We start from the raw sequence: 18,224 nt of genomic DNA on the forward strand, positions 1-18,224 counted from the left end.
ACTCCTGCCTTCCGATTTCAACGAGGAGACGCTAGGTTCCCCGCCAACGAAAAAAGAGGGAACGTCCGAACATGCCGTTATCGCTCATGCGCGTCCTGCGCACCGCCGCCGTGCTGTGTCTCGCCGCCGCATCCGCCGCGCAGGCCGACAATTGGCCGAGCCGCAACATCACGCTGGTGCTGCCGTTTGCGGCGGGCAGCGGCACAGACACCACGACGCGGCTGATCTCGCAGCATCTGTCGCAGGCGCTCGGCGTCGGCATCGTCATCGAGAACAAGGCGGGCGCCAACGGCATGATCGCGGCGACCTATGTCGCGCGCTCCGCGCCCGACGGCTACACGCTGTTGGTGACGACCAACACCACGCATTCGGCCAATCCCTATCTGCTCAAAAGCCTGACCTACGATCCTGTGAAGGATTTCACCCCGATCGCGCGCACCGGCGACCTGCCCTTCATGCTGGTGATCCACCCGGACGTGCCGGCCAGGACAGTCGCCGAGCTTGTCGCTTACGGCAAGGCCAATCCGGGCAAGCTGAGCTACGCCTCAGGCTCGTCCTCGGCGATCGTGTCGGGCGCGACCTTCGCCCACAATGCGGGGCTCGACCTCCTGCATGTGCCCTACAAGAGCTCGCCGCCGGCGCTCAACGATGTCATGGGCGGCCGCGTCTCGATGATGTTCGTGGACATCCTGACCGGACTGCCGCATGTCCAGGGCAACGCATTGCGGGCGCTCGCCGTCACCACCAAGGACCGCACGCCGCTGATCCCCACTCTTCCCTCGATGCAGGAGGCCGGCGTGCCGGACTTCGACATCTCGTCATGGCAGGGCTATTTCGGCCCAGCAGGCATGCCGAAGGAGATCGTGACCCGGCTCAACGCCGAGATCCGCAAGATCGTCGAGAAGCCTGAGATCAAGGCCCAGCTCGCCACCCTCGGCATGGACGCCTTCTCCGGCACGCCGGAGCAGCTCGGCACGTTCGTGAATGAGCAGCTGGTGCTGTGGGAGCGGCTGATCCGGGATGCGGGAATCGAGAAGCAGTAGGGGATGGTTCTCGTGTCCCGGACGCGCTGCAGCGTGATACGCTGCTGCGCAGAGCCGGGACCCAGACTGCCGCTATTATGGGCCCCGGCCCGGCAGCGCACCGCTGAAGAAGCGCTGCACTGCGTCCGGGGCACGTGCCCGCCGGCGATCACCACGCACTCAAAAAGAAAAGGTGGGCACGGCGCTTGCGCGTCTTTGCCCACCCTACGAATTCAGCGCAAAGCGTTATGCCGCGCGGACCTTGGCGAGGAAGCCGTCCACCGCGCTGCGCAGCGCGCCGGATTGGCTGTCGAGCTCGCGGGCGTTGGTGAGCACGTCGCTGGCCGCACTGCCAGTCGCTTCCGCGGCCGAGGTGACGCTGCCGATATTGGCGTTGATCTCGCTCGAGCCGGCCGCGACCGACTGGATGTTGCGGGCGATCTCGCGGGTGGCTTCGCCCTGCTGCTCGATCGAGGACGAAATGCCGGCGGTGATCTCGCTCATCTCGGCGATGGTCTGGGTGATGCCGCCGATCGCTGCGACCGCATCGCTGGTCGAGGTCTGCATCGCCGCGACCTGGGCGGAGATTTCCTCGGTGGCCTTGGCGGTCTGGTTGGCCAGCGCCTTGACCTCGGAGGCGACGACGGCGAAGCCGCGGCCGGATTCACCGGCACGCGCCGCCTCGATGGTGGCGTTGAGCGCGAGCAGGTTGGTCTGCGCCGCGATCGAATGAATGAGCTTGACCACCTCGCCGATCTTCTCGGCGCCGGTCGAGAGCTCCTGCACCGTGGCGTTGGTACGCTCGGCGTCGCTGACGGCGCGGCTCGCCACTTCGGTCGAGCGCGTCACCTGGCGGGAGATTTCCGCAACCGAGCTCGACAGCTCTTCGGCGGCAGCAGCAACCGTGCCGACATTGCCGGACGCCCTCTGCGAGGCCGCACCGACCGTTGCCGCCCGCGACGAGGCGTCGCTGGCGGTCGCGGTCATCGACTGCGCGGTCGACTGCATGCCGGCAGCCGCCGACGAGACCGAGCGGACGATGCCGTTGACGCTGCGTTCGAAGTCGTTGGCGATATCTTCCATCGCGCTGCGGCGTTCCGTCGCGGCGCGTTCCTTCGCCGCCGCGTCGGTCTGCTCGAGGTCGCGGATGCGGACCGCGTTGTCCTTGAAGATCTGGACGGTCGCGGCCATCGCGCCGACCTCGTCGCCGCGGCCGACGCCGGGAATGTCGCCCTCGAGCTTGCCGCCGGCGAGATCCTTCATGCGGGTGCCGAGCAGGGCCAGCGGACGGCTGATGCTGCGGCCGATCATCCAGGCAACGCTGCCGGCGACGATGACGATGCCGAGCATGGCGAGACCAAGCGACCAGAACACGGGGACCATCTTGGCGTCGATGTCGTCGAGATAGGCGCCGGTGCCGAGATACATGTCGAAGCCGGGAACGGCCACCGCGTAACCGATCTTGCGGATCGGTGTTTCCTGGCCGGGCTTCACGTATTCATAGTACAGCAGGATCGAGCCGTTGGCCTTGACGCCGTCCATCAGCTCGACCGACAGCCTGCGGCCATTGGTCACGACGTCCATGCGGTTGGCGCCGATCTGCTTCGGGTCGGGCGCGAGCTGGGTGATGCCGTCATAGGACGTGCCGAACAGATAGCCCGAGCCGTTGTCGTAAGTCATCGCATTGCCGTAGCGGCGAAGGTCGGCCATGGCCGCATCCTTCGTCAGCTCGCCGGCATCGACGCGCTTCTTCAGAGCGGCTGCGTAGTTACGACCAAGATCGGCGATCGACCTGGTCTGGTCGATTCGCGCGTCGACCATGGCGCGCTTCATCAGATAACCGGCCAGGACTCCGGAGACGCAGAGGCCGAACAAGGTGACGCCGACAAGGATGCCAAGCTTGGGCGCGATCTTCAGATTGCTCAACTTCACGGGGTGGGCTCCGGGGAAAAAAGGGATGCGGGCGCGCGAGTGAATCGATCGAAATTAAATCAACTTTTAGTGTGAGACCCCTTAGCAAGTTACTTACGTGCCTCCGTAGAAGCCCCGACGATGCCGGCAGAACCGGCAAATAATCACGACGGCGACAACCGGGAATTGTACGCGACCGTGCCGATTTCGCGTAAAAGACGCAAAGCCCGCCGAAAGGGTGCGGGCCACAACAAGAACCGACAAACCAAATCGGGAGCAGGAAATGCCGAAATACAGGGTGGTGACGCCGAAGGGCGCGAGCTTCACGGTCGCGGGCAGCGACTATTCTTACGAGCGCGAGGCGCTCGATCCGATCGATGCCGAGATCGTCGAGGCGCCGGCCAACGAGGCGGAGTTCATCGCCGCCGCCAGGAATGCCGACGCGATCTACGCCAAGGGCATCCCGATCACCAAGACCATCATCGACGCGCTGGAGAGCTGTAAGGTCATCACGCTCGGCTCGGTCGGCGTCGACAGCGTCGACGTGAAGGCGGCGACCGCGCGCGGCATTCCCGTCACCAACATCCCCGACACCTTCATCGAGGAAGTCGCCGACCACGCCATGATGCTACTGCTGTCAGGCTTTCGCCGCCTGGTCGAGCAGGACAAGATGGTGCGCACCGGCCGCTGGGCCGAGGGGCGGCCGGCGCTCTTGAAGATCCCGCGGCTGATGGGCCAGACGCTTGGCTTCGTCTCGTTCGGCCGCGTCGCGCGTGCCGTTGCGAAGCGCGCCGCGCCGTTCGGCCTGCGCATGATGGCCTACGATCCCTTCATCCAGGAAACGCTGATGTGGGACCACGGCGTCATCCCGGCGACGTTGAACGAGGTGCTGTCGCAATCCGACTTCGTCTCGATGCATGCGCCTGCCCGGCCCGAAGTGCATCACATGCTGACCGAGAAGCATTTTCGGCAGATGAAGAAGGGCTCGATCTTCATCAATACCGGGCGCGGCGCCACCGTGGACGAGGAGAGCCTGATCAAGGCGCTGCAGGAGGGCTGGATCGCGCATGCCGCCCTCGACGTGCTGGAGAAGGAACCGCCGTCGCACAACAACCCCATCCTCAGCATGGAGAACGTGACCCTGACCGCCCATGTCGCCTCGGCCTCGGCACGGTTCGACGAGGCGCGCAAGCGCCGGGTGGGCTACGAATTGTCACTGGTGCTTCAGGGCATGTGGCCGGTAAGCTGCGTGAACCCGTCGGTGCTGCAAGACACCGCGCTCCGCCGCTGGCAGCCCGTCGGCATGGACCGCGGCCCGAACAGCTAAGGCGGCCGGCGCAAAGCGCGCCAAAAGACCAAAACGGCCCTTCACCGGCGATCAACGCCGGGAAGGGAGACATCATAGGGAGGATCCGATGAGGAACGACATCACACGTCGTGATGCCTTGGCGCTGGGCCTGTCCGCTGCAACGGTCGCTGCCACTGGTGTTGCAGCGCACGCTCAATCCGCGATCAAGGCCGCCGACGTCCCCGCACCGAAATTGCCGATCGAGAAGGGCGCAAGCTTGCGCATGTTGCGGCCGGTACGCTTCGTTCAGGCCGACGAGGACGTGTTCCGCGCCAATGCGGCCAAGTTCACCAAGGAGACCGGCGTCGAGGTCAAGGTCGATTTCGTCGGCTGGGAGGACATCAACCAGCAGACCGCGGTCACCGCCAATTCCGGCGCCGGCCCCGACATCATCATCGGCTTCTCCGATGCGCCGCACATCTATATCGACAAGCTGATCGAGCTGACCGACGTCGCCGACTATGCCGGCAAGCGTTACGGTGGCTGGCTGCCGCTGGCGCAGCGCTATGGCAAGAAGAACAAGAGCGACACCTGGATCGGCCTGCCGTTCGGCGCGACCGCGGGACCGCTGATCTACCGCAAGTCGATCCTGCAATCGGTCGGCTTCGACAAGGTGCCGGAAGACCATGCCGGCATCCTCGATCTCTGCCAGAAGCTGCAAAAGGCCGGCAAGCCCGCCGGCTTCGCGCTCGGCAACGCCAAGGGCGACGGCAACGGCTTTGCGAGCTGGGCGCTGTGGTCGCACAACGCGGCCCTGCTCGATGAGGAGGGCAACGTTATCATCAACAGCAAGGAGACGATCGCTGCGCTGAACTGGGTCAAGCAGCTCTACCCGACCTTCATCGCCGGCACGACCTCGTGGAACGACGTCAGCAACAACCGCGCCTATGCCGCGCAGGAGATCGCGCTGACCGCCAACGGCGTCTCGCTGTATTTCTCGCTGAAGAACGATCCCGCGACCAAGGCGATCGCCGACGACAGCGAGCATCAGCTGCTGCCGAAGGGCGTGGCCAAGGTCTCGCCGATGGCCGGCCTGACGCTGAACGCCATGGTGTTCAAGCACAGCCAGTACCCCAACGCCGCAAAGGCCTTCCTGCAATTCATGCTGGAGAAGGACCAGTACGAGCCGTGGCTCAACGCCAACTCCGGCTACTGGGCGCAGCCGCTCGCGGCCTATGCCGAGGCCGCCGTGTGGTCGCAGGACCCGAAGGTGAAGCTGTTCAAGGACACCATGAACAGCACCTATTACGACGGCTATGCGGGCCCGATCTCGACGGCGACCGGCGCCGTCAGCGCCGACTACGTGCTGATCCAGATGTTCGCGTCGGTTGCGACCGGCGCGGCCACGCCGGAGGCCGCCGCCGCAGAAGCCGAGCAGCGCTGCAAGCGGTATTTCAGGCGGCAGAAGTAAGACGGAGCGACCGTCATTGCGAGGAGCCCTTGCGACGAAGCAATCCAGACTGCCAGCCGCAGAACCAGACTGGATTGCTTCGCTGCGCTCGCAATGACGGTGTGGTGACACTTCAGACGGGACCAACGAACCGATGTCCGTGACCACCCTTTCCTCATCCGTGCTGGTCCAGCGGCAACCGAACTGGCTGGTGCGCCTGTTCGACTACAAGCCGTTCCTGGTCGTGATGTGCCTTGCGCCCGCGATCGGGCTGCTCGGGGTATTCCTGACCTATCCGCTTGGGCTCGGCCTCTGGCTCGCCTTCACCGACACCACGATCGGCCGCAAGGGCGAGTTCATAGGCCTGGAGAACTTCCAGTACCTGCTCACCGATTCCCTGTGGTGGAACGCGGTGTTCTACAGCGTGGTCTACACGGGCATCGCGACCTTCGGGAAGTTCGCGCTCGGCTTCTGGCTTGCGCTATTGCTCAACAACCATTTTCCGTTCAAGAGCCTGCTGCGCGCGATCATCCTGCTGCCCTGGATCGTGCCGACGGTGCTCTCGGCGCTGGCGTTCTGGTGGATCTACGATCCACAGTTCTCGATCATCTCCTATCTGCTGGTCGACGTGCTGCATTGGCGCACGACCAACATCGACTTCCTCGGCTCGCCCTGGCCGGCGCGGCTCTCGCTGATCGCCGCCAACATCTGGCGCGGTATTCCCTTCGTCGCGATCTCGCTGCTGGCGGGCTTGCAGACCATCTCGCCCTCGCTCTATGAGGCCGCCATGCTCGACGGCGCCAGCGCCTGGCAGCGCTTCCGCTACATCACCTTCCCGATGATGATGCCGATCCTCGCCATCGTCATGACGTTCTCGATCATCTTCACCTTCACCGACTTCCAGCTGGTCTATGCCATCACCCGCGGCGGCCCCGGCAACTCGACCCATTTGCTGGCGACGCTCGCGTTCCAGCGCGGCATCGCCGGCGGCGAGCTCGGCGAAGGCGCGGCCATCGCGGTGTCGATGATCCCGTTCCTGGTGTTCGCGACGCTGTTTTCCTATTTCGGCCTGGCGCGCCGCAAATGGCAGCAGGGAGAGGCCAATGACTGACACCGCGCAAGCCTCCGCGGTCGCCGACGCGAAAGCGGCGCCCGACACCATGGCCTGGGATTCCGGGCTGCGGCGGCTGATGATGATCTATCTGCCGCTCGGCTGCTTCGTGCTGATCCTACTGTTCCCGTTCTACTGGATGGCGATCACGTCGTTCAAGCCGAACGCGGAGCTGATGAACTACCGGGAGCACAACCCGTTCTGGATCTCCTCGCCGACGCTCGCCCACATCAAGCACCTGCTGTTCGACACCGCCTATCCGCGCTGGCTGTGGACCACAATGCTGGTCGCGATCGGCTCGACCACGCTATCGTTGATCGCGAGCACACTCGCTGCCTATGCCATCGAGCGCCTGCGCTTCCGCGGCAGTCCGTATGTCGGTCTCGGCATTTATCTCGCCTATCTCGTGCCGCCGTCGATCCTGTTCATCCCGCTCGCCACCGTCGTCGTGCAGTTTGGCCTGTTCGACTCGCCGCTGGCGCTGATCCTGGTCTATCCGACCTTCCTGGTGCCATTCTGCACCTGGCTCTTGATCGGCTATTTCAAGTCGATCCCCTACGAGCTCGAGGAATGCGCGCTGGTCGACGGTGCGACGCGGCTGCAGATCCTGCGGCGGATCACGCTGCCGCTCGCGGTGCCCGGCCTGATCTCGGCCGGCATCTTCTCCTTCACGCTGTCCTGGAACGAGTTCATTTACGCGCTCGCCTTCATCCAGAGCGGCGCCAACAAGACCGTGCCGGTCGCGATCCTGACCGAGCTCGTCACCGGCGACGTCTACCAGTGGGGTGCGCTGATGGCGGGCTCGCTGCTCGGCTCGCTGCCGGTCGCGATCTTCTACTCGCTGTTTGTGGATTACTACGTGTCTTCGCTCACCGGCGCGGTCAAGGAATAGCTGTGCCTGCGGCGTTTGGCCCGGTTTCACAAAACTGCAATACGCGATCCGCATAAGACGGCCTCCCGTTAACAGGAGACGCACATGCGCGCGACTTTTTTCAGCACCGTCGCAACGGTCATTCTCACCGCGAGCACCGCGCTCGCACAGAGTGAGGGTGAATTCCCGGCCAAGCTCGCCGGCCACGTGGTGATGCCGGCCGCGACCTTCATCGATGCCCCGGCCGATGCGCCGGCCGATCTCAAGACCTCGGGCAAATACACCACCGGCAAGCGCGTCGACGCGCTCGGCACCGTGATGGGTAAGTCGTTTGAGCGTTCGACCGGCGTCTCGCTGCCGTTCAAGGGCCAGCCGCTGCAGGGCCATTCCGGCATCAAGACGATGCCCGACGGCAGCTTCTGGGTCATCACCGACAACGGCATGGGCGCGCGCGCCAACTCGCCGGACTCGATGCTGTACCTGAACCACTACAAGATGGATTGGGCGGGCGGCAAGATCGAGCGCGAAGCGACCGTCTTCCTGCACGATCCCGACAGACGCGTGCCGTTCCGCATCGTCCACGAGGACACCGAGAAGCGCTATCTCACCGGCGCCGACTTCGACACCGAAGGTTTCCAGATCATCGGCGACACCTTCTGGATCGGCGACGAGTTCGGCCCCTACGTGCTGAAGGCCGACAAATCAGGCAAGATCCTCGCCGTGTTCGAAACCATCGCCGACGGCAAGCCGGTGCGCTCGCCCGACCACTGGGCGGTGGCGACCCCGGGTGCGCCCGGCGCGACCTACACCAACGTCAACCTGCGCCGCTCCAAGGGCTTTGAGGGCTTCGCGTCCTCCAAGGACGGCAAATTCCTCTACGGCCTGCTCGAAGGTCCGCTGTGGGATGCCGACAAGAAGGATTGGGAGCGGGTCGACGGCAAGGAAGCGTCCCGCATCCTCGAATTCGACGTCGCCGCCGAAAAGTTCACCGGCCGCTACTGGCAGTATGTGTTGGAGCAGAATGGCAATGCTATCGGCGACTTCAACATGATCGACCCGAGCGCCGGCCTCGTCATCGAGCGCGACAACGGCGAAGGCACGCCCGACAAGGCCTGCCCGGCGGGCACCCGCGGCGAGAACTGCTTCCCTGACGTCGCCAAGTTCAAGCGCGTCTACAAGATTGAGCTGACGGAGGCCAATGTCGGCAAGCCCGTGCGCAAGATCGGCTATATCGACCTCTTGAAGATCCAGGATCCCGATAAGAAGGCGCGCAAAGCCCTCAACGACGGCGTCTACACCTTCCCGTTCTTCACCATCGAGAACGTCGATCGCGTCGACGACACCCACATCATCGTCGGCAACGACAACAATCTGCCGTTCTCGTCCAGCCGCGATCCCAACAAGGCCGACGACGACGAGTTCGTGCTGCTCGACGTCGCCGATTTCCTGAAGGCGAAGTAAGCTGGAGCTCTCTCAACACGGTCATCGCCCGGCTTGACCGGGCGATCCAGTATGCCGCGGCATCCGTGTGATACGGAAATGCCGCGGAGTACTGGATGCCCCGCCTTCGCGGGGCATGACGGGAGAGAAGGAGCGAAGCGGGTGATATCTAGCCCGACGGCACGATCACCATGCTCTTGTCCTTCGGCCAGCGGACGCGCCAGGCGAAGTTGATGTCCTTGACCTCGCCGGGCTTGGCATCGAACGACCATTCCAGCACGCCGCGCTTGTCACGGATATCTTTTGCCGTGGGCGGCGTGGTCGCGGGCAGCATCTCGACGGCGATCTCGTCATTCTCGCTAACCGGCAGCTGATCCTCGATCGTGACGTGAATCGGGAAGTCGTGGCCGTTGCGGATGGTGGTCTTGAAGGTGCGCTCATCGGTCTTCGAGGTCGTCACGATCAAGCCGGCCGAGCCCTCGTTGCGCTTGAGCACCGCGCGCTCGACCTTGACCTTGTCGTCGGCGCCGAAGCCGAGCCGTACGATGTCGTCCTTGACCGAGCCCGAGAGCTTGCCGCGGCCGACGAAGACGCCATCGCGGTAGATCGCGACCTTGCCCGGCAGCAACGTCGTATCGTCGGTCTGCTTGAAGCTGGCCTCGAGGAAGGCAGTGGGATCCAGCACCGGCGCAGCGCGCACCGCGAGATCGGCGGGCACGTTCATCGAGGCGATGCGCAGGCTCTTGGCGCCTTCGGCGGCGCCGAGGCTGACGCGGCCAGGGATTTTGAAGGTGGCCTGGAAGTCGCCGATCTCCGCAACGGCTTGCTGCTCGTCGGCACGTTGGGCCGGCAGATCAAATTCCTCCCTGCTTCGTGCCGCCTCCATCTTTCGCAGCATCGGCGCCGCCGCAGGCGCCGGCATGTCAGCGGCCCCTCCCAGTGCGCGCGGCTTCGGCACCTGCGGATATTGCGCCACCAGCGTGCCCAGCTCCGGCGCGCTGCCGCCGCGGGCGATACGGACGGTGGAAACGCCGAGCGTGACGTTCGACCAGTCCTCGCCGGTCGATTGCGTCACCTCGGCGCGGCGAACCAGCTCGAGTTGCGGCTTGCGGTCCTTGGCGCCAGTGTCGAGCCGGGCGTCATAGAGCGGCAGCCAGCGCGCATTGCGCACGGCGTAAGTCACTCGCAGCGTCGCCTTTGTCGCCGCTGCCGAGGCGACGTCGATCCGCACCTCCAGCTTGCTTGGCGGCTTGGCGGATCGGTCGGCTTCGAGTTGCGCGATCTGGCGATCGATCTCGCGCTGTTTTCGTGCGGCATCGCGGATCGCCGTTTCAGCGGCCGCGACCTCCTCAGCCACGGCAGTGAAGGCCGCGCGCCATTCGGTGATCGGACGCGCCTCGCCCTTCTCGCCGAGGCCGGCGGGAGAGGCTTCGGCAAAGCGCTGCGCGAACTTGCGCCGGGCGGCCGCCGCATCGATCGCGCCTTGCAGGTCGGCGCGCTCGTCCTTGAGCGCCTCGATGCGCTTCTCGAGCTCGGTAAGATTCACCGGCGGCGCCGCACGCGGCGGCCGCGCATCGATGGTGCCGATGGTGAGTTTTGCGCCGGCCTCACCCTCGACGCGCAAAGAGGATGGGTCGAGCGAGAGCGGAAAATCCCTGGCGACCAGCGTGCTGTCGCCGGTGGCGAGGTCGATCGCGATCACGCGGGTGACGGTGGCGCCATCAGGATAGACGGTGACGTTGTCGATCGCCGATGTGGCGTCCACATCGGCGGCCCATGAGGGCGAGGCGAGCGCTGCGGTCACCAGGACCAGGCTCGTCGTCGCCAGACATCTTGCGATCGTACGCATCAAATTTCTCCCTGCCGATATCGCCGCGCCGCCAGCCGGACGCGCAAAAACGTGCCACGCCATCGTGGTGAGACGCGGCAGGGAAGGAACCGGTTCGATTAGGGTTTCCGTTGGGCGCCGTTGCGGCGGCACCATGGCCGCGGAACGCGTCACCGCGCCGCGGCACAACCGAGTCGTAAAAGGCCGAGGTCAGGCTTGGCCGGGCGTACCCTGGCCATAAATGCGGCGGAGCAAATCCGTCACGTTGCGGGCGCCGGCCTTCTTCAAGATGCTGGCGCGATAGCCTTCGACCGTGCGTGCGCTCAGATGCATCCGCCGGGCGACCTCCTTGTTGGTCCGGCCGGCAGCGAGATGCGCGAGCACATCGCCTTCGCGCGCAGTCAGGGGTTCGCAGCCGGGCAGCCAGCGCTGCCGGCTCGAATCGGGCTGGGCAGACTCGTCGATCGCAGCATCGATCCGACCGACGACGTCGTGGGTGCGGAACGGTTTCTCGATGAAGTCGGCCGCGCCGCTCTTGATGGCGTCGACCGCCATGGCGATGCTGCCATTCGCCGAGGTCACCAAGACCGGCGCCATGCAATTTTCTTCGCGCAGGCGCTTGAGCACGTCGAGGGCGGAGCGATCCGGCGGCATCTCCAGCAATACGCAGGCCGGCATCCGCGCCTTGGCTTCCGACAGCAGCGATGCGCCGTCGGCGAAGCAGATCACGTTATAAGCGCTCTGCTGGAGCGCGTTGGACAATTGTTCGCGGGAGGCAGCGTCGGTTTCAATGACGAATACCTCACCCTTGGAAACCATGTTTCCCGGCATAATCCCGATCCAGCAATGTCTTGGTCAAATGGCACGTGACGGCCGGAGGCCCCATCGCGCCCCGCCGTCATGAGCACGGCATTGGCGCCGGTGCTTCGCTTTCTCTTATGTATGTTCCACCTTGTTCCCGGATTTGACGGCTCGGGACAGAAACTTTACATTTCGGGACATCTGCGGGGAATGGCTGACAGGAACAGGTCGCATGACCGACCTCATTCGCAGCGCAGGCTTGAGCTGTTATCCGGAGGTCGCCCGGTCGGTCGGGCTCGACCCCGGGAAAATGATGCGCAAGGCCAGGCTGCCGTTGGCCGTCCTCGATCAGCCCGATACCCCCATCGCCGTCGCAAGTCTGCGTCGCCTGCTCGAATTGTCGGCAGAGGAATCCGGCGCCGAAGATTTCGGCTTGCGGCTGGCCGAGCGCGGAGGACTGACCAATTTCGGCGCGGTCGGCCTGATCGTGCGCGAACAGGCGACCGTCGGCGAGGCCATCGAAGCATTCTCGCGCTTCATCCATGTTCATCACGACGGCATGAAGCTCGAGATCGTCAGAGCCAAGCAGACTGTGACCGTCACATTGCATCTGCGCGGCCGGCAGCCGACCGCCCCGCGCCAGTCGATCGACATGGCGCTCGGCAGCGTCCATCGGATCATCCAGTCGCTGTTCGGCAGTGACTGGCGGCCGCAGGAAGTTCACCTGCACTACCCGCCGCCGCACGACCGCAAGCGCTACCGCGAGTTCTACGGCTGCCGCGTGATCTTCAACGCGGAGGAGGATTCGATCCTGCTGTCGGCGCACGACATGGAGCGCCGGATCCCGAGCGCGCATCCCCTCATCGCGAACTATCTGCGCAAGCGGATCGAGGCGATCGAAAACCGGCCGGCAAGCTGGGAGGGGAAGGTCGACGAGGTCGTGCGCATCCTGCTCGCGAGCGGCGACTGCACCGTTGAACGCGTGGCCGAGCATCTCGCCTGCACCCGCCGCACCATCCATCGGCACCTGGCCGAGGCGGGCACCAGCTTCTCGGCCATTCTGGACGCGCAACGCGCCGATCTCGTGATCCAGCTGATCGATGACCCCGACCGGCCGCTGGCGGATATCGCCGCACAGCTCGGCTTCTCGGCGCAGAGCGCCATGGCCCGCTGGTTCCGCGGTCGCTTCGGCTGCACTATCACCGACTGGCGCAAGGGCGTGCGGCCTGAGGCGAAGCCGGCCGAGGTAGCGTCGGCATCAGCCGCTTAAGGCTCAGTGCGCGCGGGGCCGGTGGAATTGGAGGAGCCGCGGCCACGCCTCATACTACTTCATTGCGAGCGCAGCGGCGCAGCGAAGCAACCAGAGTCTTTCCGCGGAGACAGCCTGGATTGCTTCGTCGCAAGAGCTCCTCGCAATGACGGTGTCGAGGCAGTGTGCAACGTACGTCCAAACGAAAAAGGGCCGGGACGAAGCCCGGCCATTTCGCGATCATTCTTTTCCGCCGTCTCAGGTGTTCTTCAGCGCGACACGAAACTCGGCTTCGGTCTTGGCCTTGACCTCGTCGAGCGTGACGCCGTCGGCGAGCTCGATCAGCGCCATGCCGCCGTCGCCGTGCTTGTCGATGGTGAAGACGGCGAGATCGGTGACGACCATGTCGACCACGCGCTCGCCGGTCAGCGGCAGATTGCACTTCTTCAAGAGCTTGGAGCCGTCCTTGGCGGAATGCTCCATCACCACGACGACGCGCTTGACGCCGGCGACGAGGTCCATCGCGCCGCCCATGCCCTTGACCATCTTGCCGGGGATCATCCAGTTGGCGAGATCGCCGTTCTGGGCCACCTGCATGGCGCCGAGGATCGACAGATCCATATGGCCGCCGCGGATCATGCCGAAGGAATCCGCGCTCGAGAAATACGAGGTCGAGGGCAGCTCGCTCACGGTCTGCTTGCCGGCGTTGATGAGGTCGGCGTCCTCCTCGCCCTCATACGGGAACGGGCCCATGCCGAGCATGCCGTTCTCGCTCTGGAGGCTGACATCGACTCCGTCGGGGATGTAGTTCGAGACCAGCGTCGGGATGCCGATGCCGAGATTGACGTAGTAGCCGTCGCGCAATTCCTTCGCGGCGCGCGCGGCCATCTGTTCACGGGTCCAGGCCATGTGACTCTCCTTAGGCGGCGGTGCGCGGGCGGGTGTTGCGGAATTCGATGCGCTTCTGGGCCGTGCCGACCTCGACGATGCGCTTCACGAAGATGCCGGGCGTGTGGATGTGGTCGGGGTTGAGTTCACCGGCGGGAACCAGATGCTCGACCTCGGCCACCGTGATCTTGGCAGCAGTCGCCATCATCGGATTAAAGTTGCGCGCGGTCTTGCGGTAAATCAGGTTGCCGGCGGTATCACCCTTCCAGGCGTGCACGATGGCGAGGTCGGCGAACAGGCCGCGTTCCATCAGATACTTCTCGCCGTCGAACTCCTTCACTTCCTTGCCTTCGGCGATCAGCGTGCCGACGCCGGTCTTGGTGTAGAAGGCCGGGATGCCGGCGCCGCCGGCGCGGATGCGCTCGGCCAGCGTGCCCTGCGGATTGAATTCGAGCTCCAGCTCGCCGGCGAGGAATTGCTGGGCGAACAGCTTGTTCTCGCCGACATAGGACGAGATCATCTTCTTGATCTGGCGGGTTTCCAGCAGGCGACTGAGCCCGATGCCGTCGACGCCGGCATTGTTCGAGACAACGGTCAAACCCTTGACGCCGGAGTCGCGAATCGCATCCGACAGCACCTCGGCGATGCCGCAGAGGCCGAAGCCACCCGACATGATCATCATATTGTCCTTGAGAACGCCCTCAAGCGCCGACTTGGCGTCGGGATAGACCTTGTTCATGCAAAAACCCTCGACTGAAGCTGCGGCCTGCAGGCGTCGCGCCATTATTGGCGGCGATTATTAGGCGAAATCGTCCGAAGCCGTCAATGATACGGGGTTCTCCGTTCGGAGAGCCGGTGGTAGAAGCTGCCCACGCCGTGGGCAGACCCGCCCGCGGCCTTGAAAGCGACAAGAAAACCCATCAAGTTGCGGGGGTTGGGCGTGGGGGCGCGCAGGTTTCCCGCTCCGCCCTTCTGGCTCCAGCGACCAACCCGATCAGGACACGCCATTGACCATGGCCCAAGGAATGAAGCGCCTCGGGACGCCGATCGCGGCGCTGCTCGGCCTCGCGCTGATCGCCCTGCTCGCGACCTCCTGGCTCATCAACCGCGACGCGCTGCGCAAGGCAGTGGAAGCGCAGATCCGCGACGTCACCGGGCTCGAGCTCAGCGTGGCAGGCAACATCGACATTTTCGTGCTGCCGGCAAGCTACATCTCCTTCCATGACGTCGGCCTGAAGGGCGGCGGCACCGCCGACCCCGCGCTCCATGTCGACGTGCTCACCGCCAATCTCAGGCTCTTGCCGCTATTGCTGCAACGGTTCGAGATCGCCGACCTGACGCTGCTGCGGCCGCACATCCATGTCCGCCTGAAGCGGGACGGCGAGAGCAACTGGACACCCTTTATCCAGACCATCGCACGGACGATGAAGCCCGGCGCCGACAACCAGGTCTCGTTCTCCGAGATCAGGATCCAGGACGGCGTGCTCAATTACGAGGACGTTGCCACCAACGCCATCGAGAAGTTCGAGGATATCGACCTGTCGCTAGCCTGGCCCTCGATCTCGCGCTCCTTTGCCGCGACCGGACAATTCGACTGGCGCGGCGAGCGCGTCGACGGCTCCATCAGCATTGCCGATTTCGTCGCGGCCCTCTCCGGCGACCGTTCGGGCTTGAAGGCGCGGATCGCCAGCGCACCGCTCAAGCTCGCCTTCGACGGCAGCGTCGCCAACCGCACCAGCCCGATGATGGAGGGCACGCTCACCATCGACAGCCCCTCCTTGCGCAACGCGTTGCGCTGGACCGGCCAGCCGCAGCCCGGCAGCGGCGGCTTCGGCCGCTTCGCGCTGAAGGCGCGCGCCAATGTCGTCGGCGCCTCGATCGCGCTAACGAATGTCAATGTCGAGCTCGACGGCAACACCGCCGAAGGCGTGATCACCTACGCCAATAACGGCCGGCAGACGCTGCAGGCGACGCTCGCCGCCGACGCGCTGGACCTGACGCCCTATATCTCCACCTTCCGCCTGCTCGCGAGCGGCGCGCGCGACTGGAACAGGCAGCTGTTCGACCTTAATGGCCTCTCGACCACCGACCTCGATATGCGCCTGTCGGCCGCCAAGCTGACGGTCGGCCCCACGAAGCTCGGCCGCACCGCGATCGGCGCGAACTTGCGCAACGGCACGCTGGCGCTCTCGGTCGGCGAGGCCCAGGTCTATGGCGGCATCGCCAAGGGCTCGTTCGGCATCTCGCGCTCCGACACGGTCGCCGACATCAAGGCGCAATTCCAGTTCACCGACGTCGACCTCCAGGCCTGCGCCTCCGAACTGTTCGGCCTCAACAAGCTGTCCGGCCGCGGCAATATCAACGTGTCGCTGCTCGCTTCCGGCTCGAGCCCGTTCGGCCTGGTGCAGTCGCTCGACGGCACCGCCACTGTGACCGGCCACGACGGCGCGATTGCAGGCTTCAATGCCGAGCAGCTCTTGAAGCGGCTCGAGCGCCGGCCATTGTCCGGCGGCGGCAATTTCCGCAACGGCTCGACGCCGTTTGACAATCTCACAATTGCCGTGAAATTCGCCGACGGGATCGCCACCGCCGAGGACATCCGGATCGAGGGACCTTCGGCGAAGATCACGCTGACCGGCACCGCATCGGTGCCGACGCGCGAATACGACATGAAGGGCGTGGCGAGCCTCAACACAACGTCCGGCTTTCAACTGCCCTTCATGGTGCAGGGTCCCTGGGACGATCCGCTGATCTTCCCAGATCCCGAGGCCCTGATCCGCCAGTCGCCTGCGGCGTCTCCTTTCCTCGACCTGCTGAAGCAGCGCATCACCGGCGGAAAGCGACAGGTGCCGGAGGGCTCGCCGACGGCGGAGAACGCCAAAGAGGGCGCGAAGTCCAACTAGCGTGAAAGGCAGCATCAAGCTGCCGATTGCGTCGCTGAAATCCAGTTCTTGTCCTCTCGTGCAACTGCTGCCACGCCGTTCGATCCCGCTGCCGCTTCGTGAGCGCCACTCTGTCCCAGCTCACGGGCCAGCACCTCGCGGTCACATGCGTCCTCCCAGAGCGAAATGGTGATGGCTGCGACACAGTTGCTGATCATGCTCGTCAACGCCCGCGCTTCGGACATGAAGCGGTCGATGCCCACCAACAGTGCGACGCCGGTCACCGGCAGATCCGGCATCACGGTAAGCGTCGCGACCAGCGCGACGAAGCCACTGCCGGTAACACCCGCGGCCCCTTTGGACGTCAACAGCATCAGGCCGAGCATCGCCGCGATCTGTCCCCAGGACAGGTGAATGTCGCAGGCCTGGGCGATGAACATGGACGCCAGCGTGAGATAAATGGCGCTACCGTCCAGATTGAAAGAGTAGCCCATCGGCAATACGAGCCCTGACACGCCTTTCCGGCAACCCAGCTGCTCCAGCTTGCGCAGCGCGCCGGGCAAGGCCGGCTCGGAGGACGATGTGCCGAGCACGATCAGCAGCTCCTCCTTGAAGTAGCGGATGGTCTTCCACAGGCTGAAGCCGTTCAGCCGCGCCAGCGTGCCGAGCACGACGACCACGAAGACAGAGCAGGCGACATAGAAGGTCAGGATCAGCAGTCCGAGCGAGCCGATCGAACGGATGCCGTAGCGGCCGACCGTGAACGCCATCGCTCCAAAAGCGCCGAGCGGGGCAAGCTTCATGATGAAGCCGAAGGACACAAACAGCACCTGTGAGAACGAGTCGATGGCCTTTGTCACCGCAGCACCGCTGTCGCCGGCACGGCCAAGGCCGAAGGCGATCAGCACCGAGACCAGCAGCACCGGCAGCACTTCACCATCGGCGAAGGCGCCGAAGAATGAATGCGGGATGATGTGCAGCACGAAATCGGCAAATCCGGACGCCCCCGCCTGCTTGCTGAATTTCGCCGCCACCGTTGGATCCAGCGTGCTGACGGAGACATGCATCCCCTCGCCCGGCTGGATCAGCGACACGGCGGTCAGCCCAGCCAGCAATGCGAGCCCGGTCAGCAGGTAAAACAGCGCCATCGACTTCATCAGCGTGCGGCCGATGTCGCGGGAATCGCTGATGCTGCTGATGCCGCTCACGATGGTGCAGAACACGATCGGCGCGATCATCATCTTGACCAGCTTTACGAAGCCGTCTCCGAAGGGTTTTAGCGCGGCACCGAATTCGGGCCAGAAATGGCCGGTGAGGATACCGAGCGTGAGACCGATCAGCACCTGGACATAGAGAATCCGGTAGAATGGCTTTCGCACCTCAGTGGTTGGGTGCCCGGCCAGCGCTTCCTTCTGCATTCTCGTTTCTCCCGTGGCTCTGATTCATGGCTCTGATTGATTCTTGGCTCTGATTTTTCTTGATG

Annotated in this window: 14 protein-coding genes; 8 read left to right on the forward strand and 6 right to left on the reverse strand. The window is 64.6% G+C overall.

The window, feature by feature from the left end; genetic code table 11:
• Positions 1-71 precede the first annotated feature (71 nt).
• A complete protein-coding gene (locus tag ABIC09_RS14795) occupies positions 72-1,043 on the forward strand; it encodes a Bug family tripartite tricarboxylate transporter substrate binding protein (RefSeq protein ID WP_148756282.1) in 972 nt (323 codons plus the stop codon).
• A 225-nt stretch (positions 1,044-1,268) separates the two neighbouring features.
• Here the strand turns inward: ABIC09_RS14795 and ABIC09_RS14800 are convergent, their stop codons facing one another.
• Positions 1,269-2,954, reverse strand: coding sequence for a methyl-accepting chemotaxis protein (locus ABIC09_RS14800; RefSeq protein ID WP_354109712.1), 1,686 nt, complete (start codon positions 2,952-2,954; stop codon positions 1,269-1,271).
• Between the two features lie 262 nt (positions 2,955-3,216).
• Between ABIC09_RS14800 and ABIC09_RS14805 the strand changes: the two genes are divergently transcribed.
• From ABIC09_RS14805 to ABIC09_RS14825, 5 genes are all read left to right on the forward strand, one after another.
• Positions 3,217-4,260: a C-terminal binding protein gene (locus tag ABIC09_RS14805; RefSeq protein WP_354082199.1), complete on the forward strand. Its 1,044-nt coding sequence runs from the start codon at positions 3,217-3,219 to the stop codon at positions 4,258-4,260.
• Between the two features lie 88 nt (positions 4,261-4,348).
• Positions 4,349-5,692: an ABC transporter substrate-binding protein gene (locus ABIC09_RS14810; RefSeq protein WP_354082200.1), complete on the forward strand. Its 1,344-nt coding sequence runs from the start codon at positions 4,349-4,351 to the stop codon at positions 5,690-5,692.
• A gap of 133 nt (positions 5,693-5,825) precedes the next feature.
• Complete coding sequence (locus ABIC09_RS14815; RefSeq protein WP_354082201.1) at positions 5,826-6,782, forward strand: carbohydrate ABC transporter permease; 957 nt, start codon at positions 5,826-5,828, stop codon at positions 6,780-6,782.
• A complete protein-coding gene (locus ABIC09_RS14820; RefSeq protein ID WP_502916390.1) occupies positions 6,775-7,674 on the forward strand; it encodes a carbohydrate ABC transporter permease in 900 nt (299 codons plus the stop codon). Before ABIC09_RS14815 ends, ABIC09_RS14820 begins: the two co-directional genes overlap by 8 nt.
• 84 nt (positions 7,675-7,758) lie before the next feature.
• On the forward strand, positions 7,759-9,114 hold the full coding sequence (locus ABIC09_RS14825; RefSeq protein ID WP_354109713.1) for an esterase-like activity of phytase family protein: 1,356 nt from the start codon (positions 7,759-7,761) through the stop codon (positions 9,112-9,114).
• A 148-nt stretch (positions 9,115-9,262) separates the two neighbouring features.
• Here ABIC09_RS14825 and ABIC09_RS14830 read toward each other — a convergent pair whose 3' ends face one another.
• On the reverse strand, positions 9,263-10,942 hold the full coding sequence (locus tag ABIC09_RS14830; RefSeq protein ID WP_354109714.1) for a mucoidy inhibitor MuiA family protein: 1,680 nt from the start codon (positions 10,940-10,942) through the stop codon (positions 9,263-9,265).
• A gap of 189 nt (positions 10,943-11,131) precedes the next feature.
• Positions 11,132-11,752 carry a response regulator transcription factor gene (locus ABIC09_RS14835; RefSeq protein ID WP_354109715.1) on the reverse strand — a complete coding sequence of 207 codons (621 nt, stop codon included), beginning with the start codon at positions 11,750-11,752 and terminating at the stop codon, positions 11,132-11,134.
• A 202-nt stretch (positions 11,753-11,954) separates the two neighbouring features.
• On the opposite strand from ABIC09_RS14835, the gene ABIC09_RS14840 reads away from it, so the two are divergent.
• A complete protein-coding gene (locus ABIC09_RS14840) occupies positions 11,955-12,992 on the forward strand; it encodes an AraC family transcriptional regulator (RefSeq protein ID WP_354109716.1) in 1,038 nt (345 codons plus the stop codon).
• Between the two features lie 237 nt (positions 12,993-13,229).
• Here ABIC09_RS14840 and ABIC09_RS14845 read toward each other — a convergent pair whose 3' ends face one another.
• On the reverse strand, positions 13,230-13,880 hold the full coding sequence (locus tag ABIC09_RS14845) for a CoA transferase subunit B (protein ID WP_100176475.1): 651 nt from the start codon (positions 13,878-13,880) through the stop codon (positions 13,230-13,232).
• Positions 13,881-13,890: 10 nt separating this feature from the next.
• A complete protein-coding gene (locus ABIC09_RS14850; protein ID WP_148756292.1) occupies positions 13,891-14,598 on the reverse strand; it encodes a CoA transferase subunit A in 708 nt (235 codons plus the stop codon).
• A 274-nt stretch (positions 14,599-14,872) separates the two neighbouring features.
• On the opposite strand from ABIC09_RS14850, the gene ABIC09_RS14855 reads away from it, so the two are divergent.
• The gene (locus ABIC09_RS14855) at positions 14,873-16,762 is read left to right on the forward strand and encodes an AsmA family protein (protein WP_354109847.1); all 1,890 of its coding nucleotides are present in this window, start codon (positions 14,873-14,875) and stop codon (positions 16,760-16,762) included.
• A gap of 14 nt (positions 16,763-16,776) precedes the next feature.
• Here ABIC09_RS14855 and dctA read toward each other — a convergent pair whose 3' ends face one another.
• Positions 16,777-18,159 (reverse strand): C4-dicarboxylate transporter DctA, encoded by a 1,383-nt coding sequence (dctA, locus tag ABIC09_RS14860; RefSeq protein WP_148756293.1) that lies wholly within the window; start codon positions 18,157-18,159, stop codon positions 16,777-16,779.
• Positions 18,160-18,224 lie beyond the last annotated feature (65 nt).

The sequence above is a fragment of the Bradyrhizobium sp. S3.12.5 genome (assembly GCF_040548225.1).
In the GTDB taxonomy this organism is placed as follows: Bacteria; Pseudomonadota; Alphaproteobacteria; order Rhizobiales; family Xanthobacteraceae; genus Bradyrhizobium; species Bradyrhizobium cytisi.

Coding starts and splice junctions, on each gene's coding strand:
- ABIC09_RS14805 (WP_354082199.1), top strand. CDS start 3,217: ATGCCGAAATACAGGGTGGTGACGCCGAAGGGCGCGAGCTTCACGGTC.
- ABIC09_RS14825 (WP_354109713.1), top strand. CDS start 7,759: ATGCGCGCGACTTTTTTCAGCACCGTCGCAACGGTCATTCTCACCGCG.
- ABIC09_RS14845 (WP_100176475.1), bottom strand. CDS start 13,880: ATGGCCTGGACCCGTGAACAGATGGCCGCGCGCGCCGCGAAGGAATTG.
- ABIC09_RS14810 (WP_354082200.1), top strand. CDS start 4,349: ATGAGGAACGACATCACACGTCGTGATGCCTTGGCGCTGGGCCTGTCC.
- dctA (WP_148756293.1), bottom strand. CDS start 18,159: ATGCAGAAGGAAGCGCTGGCCGGGCACCCAACCACTGAGGTGCGAAAG.
- ABIC09_RS14850 (WP_148756292.1), bottom strand. CDS start 14,598: ATGAACAAGGTCTATCCCGACGCCAAGTCGGCGCTTGAGGGCGTTCTC.
- ABIC09_RS14855 (WP_354109847.1), top strand. CDS start 14,873: ATGGCCCAAGGAATGAAGCGCCTCGGGACGCCGATCGCGGCGCTGCTC.
- ABIC09_RS14820 (WP_502916390.1), top strand. CDS start 6,775: ATGACTGACACCGCGCAAGCCTCCGCGGTCGCCGACGCGAAAGCGGCG.
- ABIC09_RS14840 (WP_354109716.1), top strand. CDS start 11,955: ATGACCGACCTCATTCGCAGCGCAGGCTTGAGCTGTTATCCGGAGGTC.
- ABIC09_RS14830 (WP_354109714.1), bottom strand. CDS start 10,942: ATGCGTACGATCGCAAGATGTCTGGCGACGACGAGCCTGGTCCTGGTG.
- ABIC09_RS14835 (WP_354109715.1), bottom strand. CDS start 11,752: ATGCCGGGAAACATGGTTTCCAAGGGTGAGGTATTCGTCATTGAAACC.
- ABIC09_RS14795 (WP_148756282.1), top strand. CDS start 72: ATGCCGTTATCGCTCATGCGCGTCCTGCGCACCGCCGCCGTGCTGTGT.
- ABIC09_RS14815 (WP_354082201.1), top strand. CDS start 5,826: ATGTCCGTGACCACCCTTTCCTCATCCGTGCTGGTCCAGCGGCAACCG.